Raw genomic sequence first — 14,590 nt, 5'->3', positions numbered from 1 at the left:
ATGTCTTGATTGTTGATTGAAATAAGGGATGGTAATGTAAATCAATGTAGTTTACCTGCTATCCCTAAATCTTTATTCACTATTATTTCGTTAATTCATGAACAAGGTGATTTAATTCAGGTTTAATTAGTTTTTCAATTGCAAGTTTGACTGCCCCAGTTGATCCAGGTAAAGCAAAGATTAATTTATCTTTTGCTGTGCCTCCAATAGCGCGTGATAATAATGCGCGTGTACCCACATCCTCTGTGTAACTTAAATAACGAAATAATTCTCCAAATCCTTCTATTTCTTTAGTTAATAGTGGTCTTACCGCTTCAATCGTAACATCTCTTTGAGAAATACCAGTACCACCTGTTGTAATAATGACATCTATATTTTCATTGTCTTCTAACCATTGTTTTATCTGTAATGTAATTGCATTTTTATCATCTTTAACAATCTTATAATGGTGTTCTTCTATACTTACATTAATCTCTTTTAGAAGTGATTGAACTAATTGCCCGCCTTTATCACTATCGAAATCCCTTGTGTCAGAAACAGTTAGTATTGCTACATTAATATTTCTTTCTAATTGAACATGTTCATGTTGATGATTGTTCATGATAATTCCCTCCTTTATTATCCAAACAATTGATTAATTAATTGTATCGCTTGTTGAGGTTGAGTCATATTATGAATAAGGAACCTGCCCCCATTGAATGCAACAATACGATGACCCCTAAATTTGAAAATAGTCATATAATGATTCGTGCGATAATGTATATGATGCTGTTCTAGAAAGGTAGTAAGTATTTCCTGAGAAATATTTTTATTCTTATACTGTACTGTATCTCGCCCACAAAGTGTGGCATAATTTTGGCGTTCCTGATTTAAATATGGAAAATGAGGGCGACTACCGCATGTCGGACATTGATCTTGATGCATTTTACTAAACCCAATCCTATAATGATCACCTTCCCATATATCTCCATAAGTCAACTGAGGCTTAATATCATGACCTGTTAGCAACTTTAATGCGTCTTTTAATTGAAGACTTGTAGTCATAGTCACCGCAGGTTGAATCACGCCTACAGTATCACATGTTAAATTTACTGAAGGCAATTGAGGCATAAGACAATTAAAACAAGGTGTTTGTTTTGGGATAAATGTAGCCTCGGCGTAAGTACTTTGAACTACCCCACCATATATCCAAGGAATATGATGCTTATAAGAGAAATCATTGATTAATTGTCTTGTATCGAAATTATCAGTCGCATCAAGTATTAAATCTACTTCTTTACCATGTTGTTCTAAAAAAGGATAATCCACATGTTCTATCCATGTCTCAATAACGACATCATTACGTATTTGAATTAGCCTGTGCTTTGCAGCTATCACTTTAGGTAATGCTTCATGTGCATCATTTTCTGTGTAAAGTGTTTGTCTTTGCAAGTTACTATATTCAATATAATCTCTATCAACTATAGTTAATTTACCAATGCCTGCTCTAACTAACCCTTCTGCCAAGTGCGTACCCAATGCGCCCATTCCAATAATAAGGCCATGTTGATTTTCAATCTTTCTTTGTCCTTCTTGCCCAATATGTTTAAATAACATTTGCCTAGAATAACGTTCTTGATTCATATTGGATATCCTCTCATCAATATTTGTTTCTATTATAATGTCTATTTTTATAAGTAACAAAATTTATACACACAAACACCTCTCCCATTATAGAAAGAGGTGCTAATGATCATTTATTCATTGCCAATATTTACAATTTCGTGTGCCATCTTCTTAGCTTCATAATTTGAATGTGTAACAAAAATAATAGGTATCTTCCACTCATCAAATATCTTTTGCACTAGTGCAATACTCTCATCCTTCGTCGCATCATCTAAACTTGAGAAAGGCTCATCAAGTAATATCAAATCAGGCTTCGTACTTAATGAACGTGCTAATGCAACACGTTGCGCTTCTCCACCAGATAAAGTCATTGGATATTGAGTAACTAAGTGAGAAATGTTTAGTGTCTGAATTAAATTATTTATATGCTCAGATGGTTCAGTCATAAAAGTGATATTTTTATACACGTTCATATTTGGAAAAAGCTGATAATCTTGAAATAGATATCCAACATTACGTTGTTGAATTTTGACATTAATTTTATTTTCCGTATCAGTCAAGATACGATTATTCACTTTAATTAGTGCTCGGTCAGCTTTCTTTAAACCAGCTATGATATTTAGTACAGTAGTTTTACCTATTCCCGACGGACCTCGAATGGCATATATTTTAGGGATTTCATCATTAATGTCGACACGGATATTGATATCTTTTAATAAGTATTCTAATTGAATCTTCAACATCTAATCGACCTCCCTATATTTATCATGATTGATTAAATTAATCGTAGTAATAACGACTACAGAAAAGGCGACTAGAACGAGTACCCATAGCCAAGCTTCATTTTCCTTACCTTGTTCAACTAAGAAATAAATTTCAAGCGGCAACGTATTTGTCTTATTAGGAATATATCCAGCCACCATTAACGTCGCACCGAACTCACCAATCGCGCGAGCAAAGCTCATCATAATGCCTGCTAATATAGAACGTTTGGATAAAGGTAATATCAATTTGAAAAATATTTTAGTTTCGCTTGCACCCATTGTACGCGCAGTATTTAGCATTTTCTTATCTATCATTCTAAATCCACCAATTGTATGTTGATACATTAAAGGAAAACTAACAATGACAGATGCAAGTACTGCACCTGTCAAAGTAAAAACTACTGGTAAGTGTAGAATATTGGTGAAGAACTGACCTATAGGTCCTCTTGTTGAAAAAACTATTAATAATATAAAACCAAGTACTGTAGGTGGAAGTACTATTGGTAATATTATAAAACTTTCAAGGATTTTTACCCAATGCCCTTTTTTATTATATAACCATTTGGAAACAAATATTCCTAAAATTGTTACAATAATTGTACTTGTAATCGCGACACGTAATGATATCCAAAATGATGTTAAATCAGGCATAGTTTAATACTCCTTAAGCCGAGAATTGGTATTCTTTAAGAATTTTTTTAGCTTTATCAGATTTTAAGAATTTCATCCATTCTTTAGCTAGTTTCTTCTCAGAAGTTGCACCAGCTTTATAAGTGATTGGTTTACTTAATTTAACTTGTTCAATCTCTTTTACTTTATCGGTCTTTTTCTTTTGATTGTATAAGTCAGTTTTATATACAAAACCTTCTTGTGCATTACCTTTTTCAACATAATTCAATACTTGTTTAACGTCTTTGGCATTAATGATTTTATCTTTTACTGAATTATATAAATTATTATCTTCTAAATATTGTTTAGCGTACTTACCTGCTGGTACAGTTTTCACTTCACCTAAAGCAAGTTTATCACCATCTTTTAAATCTTTAACTGATTTATAATTCTTATCCTTGTCACCAATTAATACAAGTTTATTTTTAGCATAATTATATGTATCATGCGCTTTCTTCTTGTCTTTTAATTGATCCACATCTTTAGTGTTTGCAGACATAAATACATCTACAGGAGCACCTGTTTCAATTTGTTGTCTTAACGCACCAGAACCACCGTAATTAAATTTAATATCAGCGTTTTTGTGATCCTTTTTAAATTCTTTCGCAAGTGCTTTACTAACATCAGTTAAACTCGCTGCAGCAGAGATTTGTAATTCTTGCTTTTTACTATTATCAGACGAGCTTTCATCTTTTTTATCACTATCTTTACTACTATTGCTAGAGTTCGAACATCCTGCTAACACTAGACACAGAACTAACATAGCAACTAAAAAATGTTTTATTTTCATAAACTAATCCCTCCACTCTATTTACATTATACTCTGAAGGAGAACCTTGAAAAGTCCTTTTTTTGAAAAATAATTACAATTAATAGAACATTTGAATGAGCATTTTCTTTTATAGTTCTTACATTAATTATTAAAAAGTTTACATAAACAAAAGCATTTAAATTTTTAATATTTAGCATTATGATTGTATTATGACTAAAATGGGGAGCAAAACAAGATGAATAATGATGTTTCGAGTAATCAATCAATTATAAGATATGAAAACGGGCAATTATTTGCAACCGAAGACTTTTATGTTACAGAATTCCCTTTAACTATCATGGTCAACGGCGAAGAATTTGCTACTATTATTTGTAGCCCAACCAATATGGAAGAACTTGTACTAGGATTTCTCGCTTCAGAGGGAGCCATTCTAAAGAGAGACGAATTAAAATCAATTCAAATTGATGATAGTAAAGGGTTTGCTCATGTAGAATTAACTAAATCATTGGGAGATCGTTTTGAATATTCTACGAAACGTATGATTGCCTCATGTTGTGGGAAAAGTCGTGAGTTTTACTTTCATAATGATGCCGCCATTGCTAAAACTTCGATGTCTAAAATCGAATTACATCCTCAACAGATTTTAAGGATGATGACTCAACTTCAAAGTGCTAGTGTGATCTTCAAACAAACCGGCGGCTTACACAACGCAGCAATTAGTGATGGTAATACCTTTTTTGAACATAGACAAGATATTGGACGTCATAATGCACTTGATAAGTTATATGGTTATTGTATACAAAGACATATTTCGGTAAGAGATAAGGTATTAATATTTAGCGGTCGTATTTCTTCTGAAATATTAATTAAAGCAGCAAAAATTGGCGTAGGTGTGATACTTTCTAAATCAGCCCCAACAACATTAGCTGTGCAATTAGCGAAAGACTTAAACATTACAGCAATTGGATTTATTAGAGATGGTAACTTTAATATTTATAGCCATCCAGAACGTATAAAAGGCTAGTGAAATATAGGAAATTTGTTTTTCCTAAATTCACTAGCCTTTTTATTAGATGTTTTCTTTTAAAATTTGATACCTAAAACCCAAATATGTATAACCTTGCTTTATGTACATATCCTTAGCTGTATCTTCACCATCTGCGACAAGAATTACTGGCTTGGTTTTAGCTAATTTACCGACGTGCGATTGAATTGATGAACCAATAGCGTTATGTCTGTATTGCTCCATCACACCTAATCCATCTATTTCCAACGTATGTGATGTAATAATTAAATCAACAATTCCAACAGGCTTTTTCCCTAAGTACGCAATTAACCTATTTTTTCCATCTGACAAGAAGCATTCCTTGATTTGCTTTGCACTTTCTTTGGCATACTGTTCTCCAAAAGGCAGAGCAAAGTAGTTATGAATATATACATAATCATCAATGTTTTGCTTTGTCACTTGCTGAATTATCACTTGATTATTTTGAGGCAATTGCCTTAGTTCATTAGCCTCTATTGCATACAATTCCAAAATACCTAGTTCAAAACCTTGTTGTCTAATAATATCTAACCATTGTTTACTAAGAACTTCATTTTCAGGAAAATAAAACGACAAATGATTTGAACCTTGTTTAAGATGATATTCCTGTTGTTCTTTCAAATCTTCTGTCCATTGACTTATTGTGGGCATTTTTTTATAGATCCATGTATTACTATCAAATTTAAGTGGATGTCCCGGCGTTAAATAAATGATTTTACGGTTGTCTTCTGAATATTTCACACCATCGACATAGATATCATTTAACGTGATGTGATTCATAGATTTCTACCTCGCAAAGTTTGATATATATTAATGTTATTGTATCAAACTTTTAAAACGAGTGTGATTTAAGATGGTCGCACCAATCAAGCTAGATATAATAGCTTTAATAATATCTCCAGGCATAAATGTAAATGATAGTAAAAATGCCTTAGAAATCGGTATATGTATAATGAATCCCATAATGATAGTACCGATGATATCTAAAGCTAGAACCCCGATAATTAATGTAGTGACGAAGAGTATAAGGAAATTAATTTTCCCATAATAACGGTCTCTAATTAATCCAATAAAGTAAGCTATAAATGGATATAAAAATAGGAATCCTGCTGATGGGCCAACAAATACACCTATTCCTCCACGTCCTCCGGATAAAACTGGTAAACCTGTGGCAGCTAACAATAAAAAGACAATCACACTCAATGCGCCCATTTTACGCCCTAATATGATCCCAGCTAAAAAGATACCAATGTTCTGTAACACAATTGGTACCGGCATAAACGGTAAAGGCACACCAGGTACTAATCCTAAAATGCAAATAATGGCAGTCATCAAAGCTGTAAAAACTAAATTCTTTGTACTCACTTGTTCATCCTCCTTACATGAGAATGATTATAACACCAATGTAAACTTTAATAAATAAAAAGTTTACATATCCTGAAATTATTAATTCTACTTATTAAGCTTTTTTCGCTAAATAAGAAATATAATCGAAAAACGCATTATGTTCAACATAATTAACTACATTCACTTTACGCCCGTTATCATCTTTGTATGTCTTTCCTTGACTCGGCCCATGACTTATTACATTCACATTCATTTTTACTGATTTTACTAGTTTAGGCATACCAACATATGCAGTTGTTAGAACATCCCATAAAAAGTATGTAGAATTTGTAAAGAAATGCGTTAATGGTGGTACTGCAGCATAACTTACTCCTAAAAAATCAATCCCTACAAATTCTCTCTCGTCCGCCCATTTTTGGCGCACATCTAATGTCAAAGGCACTTGATTTGTACTTTCCAAAGCTACCATATCAATCTTAAGATTACTATCGAACACCGTTTTAACCGCTTCAGGGTCCCAGAACGCATTCCATTCTGCAGTGCCATCGTGTTCTGGTTCTTCAACATTGCCTTTATCTAGAAAAGTTCCACCCATCCATACTAATTTTTCTACATTTGATAGGAATGATTGATCATGACGCATCGCTTTAGCTAAGTCGGTAAGTGGACCAGTAAAGAGTAATGTCACCTTTTCAGTACTTGCGTTTACTTTTTGGATTATATCTTCATAAGCTTCATAGTTACTTTCATTAGCTCGTTTAGGCGTTTGGCTTTCATTTAAAATTGGTAATGCATCCATAAAGAAGGCGTGCATTCTCCATTCTTTAGGAAATGGATTTTTACCTCTTTCGTAAGATGGTGCAACTTGTATCGATTGATTAGAAAATCGATTAATAATTTTTACTGATGCACTCAATGAAGGTTCAAGATAACAGTCGGCTCCAATTGTACTCACACCAATTAATTCAACATCTTCCATTTGCAGTAATAAAAATAAAGAAATTAAATCATCAACTCCACCATCATGGTTAAAATAAACTTTAGTCATAATTATCTCTCCTCCATTCTTAATTATTATTTTATCAAAATTCTCATAGTGTATTAAAAACAGGTTGCCACTATTGTAGCAACCTGCAATATAACCAATTGATATTCGTTAATTCCCTTTTTTGAATATTATTTTGCATCCATTAATTTTTTCTTCAAGTCTTTACGCATAAAGTCTAACGTATAAGGATCATTATACCAATAAGTTTCAGCTTTTACCTTAACAACGTGGCCTTTTTTAACTGCAGGTAAATTTTTCCAGATATTTGTTTTTTCATAACCTGGAGTAGATTTACCGGCACTTGTTGACACGATATAATCCCCTGCAACTTTCTCAATTTGCTCTTGATTTACTTCTGCCCAACCTGCTTTTTTAGTTAAATCATTTTGACCTTTAGACATCTTTAATCCGAATGCTTGATATAATACTTCGCCACCACGGCCCCAGTTATCACCGTATGTATATAATTTTTTATCAAATTCATCGAAGATTGAAACTGTAGCATCTTTACCTATCTTGTTCTTGATTTCTTTACCGTCTTTAGCTGTTTTTTCTTTCCACTGTTTTTCCCATTTTTTAACTTCGTCTTCTTTACCAAGTAATTTATCTAATTCCTCTTGTTGCTCTAGGTATTTATGCTTTTGGTAATTGAAAGGTACAGTAGCTGCAATTTTTTTATATTTTTTAATATTTTTATTTTGATCTAAAACGATGATTAAATCTGGTTTTTGCTTGGCAACTTTTTCAACATCGTCGTCTCCCACTTTAGTAACACCTTTAAATTTATCTTTTAAAATATGACTTTGATCAACTTGATTACTTACTGCAACGATATTTCCACCTAATTTTTTAATTCCACCTGCGTATGAAGGTGCAACAACTGCAATACGTTTTGGATCTTTAGGTATTTTAATTGTTTTACCATCATCTGTTTTATATGACTTAGTTTCTGCCTTTTTATCTGAGTCCTTTGAACTGTTTCCTGAGTTGTTTCCGCATGCTGCTAATACTAGGACTAAGACAAATAAAGGTAATAATAATTTTCTCATAGTTCCCTCCTAAGTGATAACGATTATCAATTTCGATATTAATTATACGAAAATCATTGTAGTTTTACAATAGTTTATTAAATTCGTATTTTTAAAAATTAAAAAAACAACATGTTATCCGAGAACGATAACATGTTGTATTAAGACACCCCTTACATCTTACCTGTAATACTTTTAGCAATATTCGTATAAGCCATGTCTTCCATAGGAGGATTATGCAATCCAGCCCTCATATCTCTATAATAACGTTGCAACGGCCGATCCATCTCTAAACTTTTAGCTCCAACGATTCTCATTGCTAAATCTATGACTTCCATCCCTTGATTCATCACCATTACCTTACTAGCTGAAGTTACATTCCAAATTTGTGCATCTTCTTCATATATTTGGTAACCTTGTGCAGTACTCCATAAGAAATGGCGCGCCGACAATAATAAACTTTCCATTTTACCTAAATTCTGTTGAACGGTCGGCAAATCTGCTATTGTTCCTTCGATGCTATTGGGGCTATAATTTTCCGCAAAATGAACTGCATAATCTCGAGCAGCTTGCGCAATACCCAAATAACAACTTGGTATATGAAGAATCCACCCATTCGGTTGAGGTTTACGACTAGCTTCAACAAAATACTCGTATGGTATATGAACATCATTAAGAACTAAGTCATGACTTTCAGTGGCACGCATTCCTACCATATTCCAATTATCAGCAACTTCAACGCCATCAAATTTTCGAGGTACTAAGAAGAATCCAACTGTATCGAGCTCTTCTACATAAGCTCCAACAATGTAATGCGTTAATGCTTTACTCATTGAGGTAAATGTTTTAACTCCATTTAGCACATAACCATTGTCTTCTTTAACAGCATGTGTACCTGGCCGCCCACCTCTAGTAGGACTACCGGTTTCTGCTTCGCTAACAGCACGATTAACTAGCGCTCCATTTACAATCTCATTCGCGAATGTATTGAGCATACTTTGCTCCCACATATTTTGTTCATATAATTGACCAACCACACTGAGATGCCATCCAATTGATAAAGCCGTTGCGCCATCTATTGCACCTAAATAACTTTGTAAGATGACCATATCTTCTATTGTTGCACCTTCTCCACCGTACTCTTTAGGTAAAGTCAATTTAGTATATCCCTCATCGACTAACCATTTTATATTTTCAAATGGAAATTGACCTTGAATATCATTTTCCGCAGCTCGTTGTTTAAATATATCTTCCACTTGTTTAAACTTTGCGATCCATCTTTTTTGAATTTCTGTGCGTACTAGAAACGACTGTACCACTTCTCTCACCTCAAATACATTCCCTTTTAATTAATCCTAGTTTAACACTCGACTTTTATATTTGAAAGTCTCCTTTTTGAAAATGTTTCTCACGATTAAAATATATTTCCGAACCCTCTAAAAAACCCTTGAATGATCTCCAAATTGTATCATCCAAGGCTTTATTTTCTACATTACGTAATTAATATTTAACACTTAACTTAGCGAACAACTTTCCTAAATCGAACTACATCTTCAGCAAAATAATTTAAGTGCGATGTTTCCCTCCTGCAAACAGCATCAACCACGTTGCTAAAATAAACGGCATGGTTAATGCAGGCAAACCAAAAGGTTCAAGCAACGTATTTAATCCGAGATGTATAAATACTGTTAACAATACACCACAACCTGTAACCAAATAGCTATTCATCGTTGTTTTAAAAGTAACACCTAGTGCAATTGCCGTTAAAACTAAATTATAGCCGAATAAACCTTCATTGATGTCTGTATAATTACCACCTAATAATCCAACGATGACGAAACCCACAAGATTAGCAATAACTGCGTAAATGCCAGCCTTCCTAGAACCTATAAATATACCAACTAGGATAAATAAACCACCTATAAAATTTGGTACAAGAAATACTTGGCTAAACCCTTCTATAAGAGATTTAAAAAATTGGATATGTTCATTCCCAAGATCAAATGACGCTTTTTTAATATGACCAGGAATGATATCTAGTTCAGTAGTTAAATGTTTAACTTGTCCAGGTATTAATACAGTAATCCAAGTCATAATGACAAAAGGTGAAGTTAGCATAGATACACCATATGATTTCAGAAATTCTCTAATTGCTGAACCCATAGGTAGTGTTAATATTGTTGCAATTAACGTAATTAATACACCACTCCAATTATTGTCTATGAATAATATTAATGCTATAGCAGTTAGTACCGGACTAAATCCTGCTAACCCATTGTCAATTTCTTCTTGTGAGTAGTTCATATACGGTGCAAGTAAGTAAGCAATACTACTAGCAAGAAGTGCACTTAAACCCACTTTCCAATTCGCAACAAATAAACCAATCAATACTAATAAACCAGTCCATTTACTATTAATCAATAATACCTGAGCGATATTTTTCAATATTACTTCAATTGTTTTCAATTCTTTCACCTTAATTCTTAAAAATTTTAAGTATATTCTAGTGCTAAAATAAAATATCTTAAATATTAATAATCCTTTTTCTAATAGAATATTTTTAAATATTAGATAAAAATTATATTCGATGTTATTTGTACACTAATTGTAAAACACCTTTATTAAAATAACAAAATTATCTTACCGCATTACTTGTTTATTCAATTAAATCGTTCTAAGATTAATTTTGCAAGGCAAATTTTTTTGAAAGAAGGGATTATTTTTGCATTTCACACAACGAGAGCAAGATAAGTTAATGATAGTTGTGGCTGCAGAAGTTGCTCGTCGCCGTAAAGCACGAGGTCTTAAACTCAATCATCCTGAAGCACTTGCTTTGATTAGTGATGAACTACTTGAAGGAGCAAGAGATGGTAAAACTGTTGCTGAACTAATGAGCTATGGCAAAACGATTTTAAATGAAGACGATGTCATGGACGGTGTTGCAAGTATGATAAAAGAAATTGAAATCGAAGCAACATTTCCAGATGGAACTAAATTAATTACTGTCCATCATCCGATAGTTTAAGGAGGACTATATAATGATTCCTGGTGAAATAAAAGTTAAAAGTACAGAAATAGAAATCAATAAACATCATCCTGAAACTGTTATTGAAGTAAAGAACACAGGTGACAGACCTATCCAAGTTGGTTCTCATTTTCATTTCTTTGAAGCTAATAAAGCTTTAGCATTTGATCGCGAAAAAGCTTATGGAAAGCATTTAGATATCCCTGCTGGAGCTGCTGTTAGATTTGAACCTGGTGACGAAAAGGAAGTTCAACTTGTTGAATATGCTGGTCATCGTAAAATCTTTGGTTTCCGCGGTTTGGTCAATGGTGATATAGACGAAGAACGCGTCTATCGTCCAACTGGTAAAAATGATGAAAATGCTGGCATTTTCGGTGATGAAGGCGAACAAAATGCGAATAAAAAAGGTGGTAAGCAATAATGAGTTTTAAAATGACACAATCTCAGTATACAAGCTTATACGGTCCTACCGTTGGTGATTCAGTGAGATTAGGAGACACAAACCTTTTCGCACAAGTTGAAAAAGACTATGCTAATTTCGGTGATGAAGCTACTTTCGGTGGTGGTAAATCAATTCGCGATGGCATGGCACAAAATCCGAATGTAACCCGAGATGATAGAAACGTAGCAGATCTTGTATTAACGAATGCCCTAATTATCGATTATGACAAAGTTGTCAAAGCAGATATTGGCGTTAAAAATGGCTACATTTTCAAAATTGGTAAAGCAGGTAATCCTGATATTATGGATAATGTAGATATTATTATTGGTTCAAACACTGACATTATCGCTGCAGAAGGTAAAATCGTTACAGCCGGAGGTATAGATACACACGTACACTTTATCAATCCGGAACAAGCTGAAGTAGCCCTTGAGAGCGGTATTACTACACATATTGGTGGTGGTACTGGTGCATCTGAAGGTACTAAAGCAACTACTGTGACTCCAGGCCCATGGCATATACATCGTATGTTAGAAGCCGCAGAAGAACTCCCTATTAATGTAGGATTTACTGGTAAAGGTCAGGCCGTAAATCATACAGCGCTGATTGAACAAATTCATGCTGGTGTAATCGGTCTAAAAGTACACGAAGACTGGGGTGCTACGCCTTCAGCATTAAGTCATGCATTAGATGTCGCAGACGAATTTGATATCCAAATCGCACTTCATGCGGATACGTTAAACGAAGCTGGCTTTATGGAAGATACGATGGCAGCTGTTAAAAATAGAGTGTTACACATGTACCATACTGAAGGTGCTGGTGGCGGACATGCTCCAGACTTAATTAAATCCGCTGCTTATCCAAATATTTTACCGTCCTCTACGAATCCTACCCTACCTTATACACATAATACTGTAGATGAACACTTAGATATGGTAATGATTACCCATCATTTAAATGCTTCTATACCTGAAGATATTGCTTTCGCAGATTCAAGAATTCGTAAAGAAACGATTGCGGCCGAAGACGTACTTCAAGATATGGGCGTATTCAGTATGATTAGTTCTGACTCACAAGCAATGGGACGTGTGGGTGAAGTGATTATTCGTACTTGGCAAGTTGCCCACCGCATGAAAGAGCAACGCGGATTACTAGAAGGTGACTCTGAATATAATGACAATAATCGTATTAAAAGATATATTGCTAAATATACAATTAACCCTGCTATCACTCATGGTATTTCAGATTACGTTGGTTCAATTGAACCGGGTAAATTTGCCGACCTTGTCGTGTGGGACCCAGCATTCTTTGGTGTCAAACCTGAACTCATCGTTAAGGGGGGGCTTATTAATTCAGCTGTGAACGGTGATGCCAATGGTTCTATACCAACTTCAGAACCACAAAAATATCGTAAAATGTATGGTCAATACGGTGGTAACATTACTCATACAGCAATGACTTTTGTATCAAACACTGCTTACGAAAATGGTATATCCCGTCAATTAAATTTACAACGCGTGGTTCGTCCTGTTAAAAATATACGTCAGTTATCTAAAGCAGATATGAAAAATAATAATGCTACACCTAAATTAGATGTAGATCCACAAACCTATGAAGTATTTGTAGATGGTGAAAAAATCACTAGTGAAGCTGCTACTGAATTACCATTAACTCAAAGATACTTCTTATTCTAGGAGGCATACAAATGATTATCGAAGAAATTCAAGGCAACATTGCGAATTTATCTCCTGAAGAGAAACAAAAACACATTGAAAAAGTTTACTTAGAGAACTCTGATTTAGTAAAAAGAATTCAACGTGTCAAAACTGATCACGGTAATGAAATAGGTATCAGATTAAAACAACCGATTGATTTACAATACGGCGATATCTTATACCAAGATGAAACAAATATTATTGTGGTCGACGTAAACTCTGAAGATTTATTAGTAATTAAACCTAGAAACCTTAAAGAGATGGGAGATATTGCACATCAACTCGGAAATCGTCACCTTCCAGCACAATTTACAGATACTGAAATGTTAGTTCAATATGACTATTTAGTTGAAGATTTACTTAAGCAATTAGGTATTCCTTTTAATCATGAAGATAGAAAGGTAAATCAAGCATTTAGACATATAGGACATTCTCATGATTGATCATCAACATCTAAGACTTTTTCAGTTCTGTGATTCTCAATTTCCGACTGGTGCATTTAGTCACTCATTTGGTCTTGAAACTTATATTCAACGACAGACGGTACATGATGCTGAATCATTTACACAATGGCTTACACTCTTTTTAAATGAACAGTTGACTTATTCAGATGGTTTAGCAATGCGAATTGTATATGATGCTTTAGAAAATAATAATCAGACAAAAATTTTGGACATCGATAAAAAAATATTTGTTCAAAGTGTGCCAAAAGAAACTCGAGTTGGTACGAAACAAATGGGCACGAGAATGGTTAAATTGGCAATGGAACTTTATGATGCACCGTGGATCCAGTGGTATCATGAACAAATGAATCTCAAAAAAGCAAAGCTACATCCTGCGATATGCTTTACTATTTTAGGTCATCATTTAGGAATGAACATTGACACAATCATAGATTATTATTTATACCAAAACGTATCCAGTTTAACTCAGAACGCTGTTAGAGCTATCCCTCTTGGTCAAACTGCCGGACAAAAAGTCGTAACGAACATGATTCCATATATTGAAAAAACACGTCAACACATATTAGAGCTAGCAGAATCTGATTTTGGTATGACTGCTCCAGGATTAGAACTAAACCAAATGGAACATGAAAACGTGAATGTGAGAATATTTATATCATAGGAGGC

Annotated in this window: 17 protein-coding genes; 6 read left to right on the top strand and 11 right to left on the bottom strand. The window is 33.8% G+C overall.

From position 1 onward, the window contains the following. Positions 1–82 precede the first annotated feature (82 nt). The 5 genes from HMPREF2706_RS06210 to modA all read right to left on the bottom strand — a co-directional run bounded on the left by HMPREF2706_RS06210 (position 83) and on the right by modA (position 3,828). Positions 83–601: a MogA/MoaB family molybdenum cofactor biosynthesis protein gene (locus HMPREF2706_RS06210; protein ID WP_037550012.1), complete on the bottom strand. Its 519-nt coding sequence runs from the start codon at positions 599–601 to the stop codon at positions 83–85. A gap of 17 nt (positions 602–618) precedes the next feature. Further along, entirely contained in the window at positions 619–1,623 is a 1,005-nt protein-coding gene (locus HMPREF2706_RS06205; RefSeq protein WP_070597527.1) for a ThiF family adenylyltransferase, read from the bottom strand. Positions 1,624–1,736: 113 nt separating this feature from the next. Continuing rightward, on the bottom strand, positions 1,737–2,348 hold the full coding sequence (locus HMPREF2706_RS06200; RefSeq protein ID WP_049428281.1) for an ATP-binding cassette domain-containing protein: 612 nt from the start codon (positions 2,346–2,348) through the stop codon (positions 1,737–1,739). After that, positions 2,349–3,020 carry a molybdate ABC transporter permease subunit gene (gene modB / locus HMPREF2706_RS06195; protein WP_002469706.1) on the bottom strand — a complete coding sequence of 224 codons (672 nt, stop codon included), beginning with the start codon at positions 3,018–3,020 and terminating at the stop codon, positions 2,349–2,351. A 13-nt stretch (positions 3,021–3,033) separates the two neighbouring features. After that, positions 3,034–3,828 carry a molybdate ABC transporter substrate-binding protein gene (modA, locus tag HMPREF2706_RS06190; protein ID WP_002432765.1) on the bottom strand — a complete coding sequence of 265 codons (795 nt, stop codon included), beginning with the start codon at positions 3,826–3,828 and terminating at the stop codon, positions 3,034–3,036. A gap of 217 nt (positions 3,829–4,045) precedes the next feature. Between modA and fdhD the strand changes: the two genes are divergently transcribed. Then, complete coding sequence (gene fdhD, locus HMPREF2706_RS06185; RefSeq protein ID WP_037550024.1) at positions 4,046–4,834, top strand: formate dehydrogenase accessory sulfurtransferase FdhD; 789 nt, start codon at positions 4,046–4,048, stop codon at positions 4,832–4,834. 45 nt (positions 4,835–4,879) lie between these two features. Here the strand turns inward: fdhD and HMPREF2706_RS06180 are convergent, their stop codons facing one another. From HMPREF2706_RS06180 to yut, 6 genes are all read right to left on the bottom strand, one after another. Then, positions 4,880–5,635 carry a GNAT family N-acetyltransferase gene (locus HMPREF2706_RS06180; protein ID WP_049428287.1) on the bottom strand — a complete coding sequence of 252 codons (756 nt, stop codon included), beginning with the start codon at positions 5,633–5,635 and terminating at the stop codon, positions 4,880–4,882. 36 nt (positions 5,636–5,671) lie between these two features. Continuing rightward, the gene (locus HMPREF2706_RS06175; protein ID WP_002432276.1) at positions 5,672–6,220 is read right to left on the bottom strand and encodes a biotin transporter BioY; all 549 of its coding nucleotides are present in this window, start codon (positions 6,218–6,220) and stop codon (positions 5,672–5,674) included. A gap of 94 nt (positions 6,221–6,314) precedes the next feature. Beyond that, the gene (locus HMPREF2706_RS06170) at positions 6,315–7,253 is read right to left on the bottom strand and encodes a nucleoside hydrolase (protein ID WP_165764339.1); all 939 of its coding nucleotides are present in this window, start codon (positions 7,251–7,253) and stop codon (positions 6,315–6,317) included. 125 nt (positions 7,254–7,378) lie between these two features. Continuing rightward, positions 7,379–8,299, bottom strand: coding sequence for an ABC transporter substrate-binding protein (locus HMPREF2706_RS06165; RefSeq protein ID WP_070862261.1), 921 nt, complete (start codon positions 8,297–8,299; stop codon positions 7,379–7,381). 152 nt (positions 8,300–8,451) lie between these two features. After that, entirely contained in the window at positions 8,452–9,597 is a 1,146-nt protein-coding gene (locus HMPREF2706_RS06160; RefSeq protein ID WP_070862260.1) for an acyl-CoA dehydrogenase family protein, read from the bottom strand. 247 nt (positions 9,598–9,844) lie between these two features. Further along, complete coding sequence (gene yut / locus HMPREF2706_RS06155; RefSeq protein ID WP_049428292.1) at positions 9,845–10,744, bottom strand: urea transporter; 900 nt, start codon at positions 10,742–10,744, stop codon at positions 9,845–9,847. 256 nt (positions 10,745–11,000) lie between these two features. Between yut and HMPREF2706_RS06150 the strand changes: the two genes are divergently transcribed. Genes HMPREF2706_RS06150 through HMPREF2706_RS06130 form a run of 5 tightly spaced genes read left to right on the top strand, consistent with a single transcriptional unit; the run spans position 11,001 to position 14,585 of the window. Further along, a complete protein-coding gene (locus HMPREF2706_RS06150; protein WP_002469713.1) occupies positions 11,001–11,303 on the top strand; it encodes an urease subunit gamma in 303 nt (100 codons plus the stop codon). 13 nt (positions 11,304–11,316) lie between these two features. Further along, a complete protein-coding gene (locus HMPREF2706_RS06145; RefSeq protein WP_023351289.1) occupies positions 11,317–11,724 on the top strand; it encodes an urease subunit beta in 408 nt (135 codons plus the stop codon). Continuing rightward, the gene (gene ureC, locus HMPREF2706_RS06140) at positions 11,724–13,439 is read left to right on the top strand and encodes an urease subunit alpha (RefSeq protein WP_023351288.1); all 1,716 of its coding nucleotides are present in this window, start codon (positions 11,724–11,726) and stop codon (positions 13,437–13,439) included. Before HMPREF2706_RS06145 ends, ureC begins: the two co-directional genes overlap by 1 nt. Positions 13,440–13,450: 11 nt before the next feature. Then, positions 13,451–13,903: an urease accessory protein UreE gene (ureE, locus tag HMPREF2706_RS06135; RefSeq protein WP_049428293.1), complete on the top strand. Its 453-nt coding sequence runs from the start codon at positions 13,451–13,453 to the stop codon at positions 13,901–13,903. Then, positions 13,896–14,585 carry an urease accessory protein UreF gene (locus HMPREF2706_RS06130; RefSeq protein ID WP_002432764.1) on the top strand — a complete coding sequence of 230 codons (690 nt, stop codon included), beginning with the start codon at positions 13,896–13,898 and terminating at the stop codon, positions 14,583–14,585. The genes ureE and HMPREF2706_RS06130 overlap by 8 nt, the downstream gene beginning before the upstream one ends. Positions 14,586–14,590: the final 5 nt, after the last annotated feature.

Source organism: Staphylococcus sp. HMSC067F07 (assembly GCF_001837405.1).
In the GTDB taxonomy this organism is placed as follows: domain Bacteria; phylum Bacillota; class Bacilli; order Staphylococcales; family Staphylococcaceae; genus Staphylococcus; species Staphylococcus capitis.
This window is presented reverse-complemented; position numbering and strand designations above follow the sequence as displayed.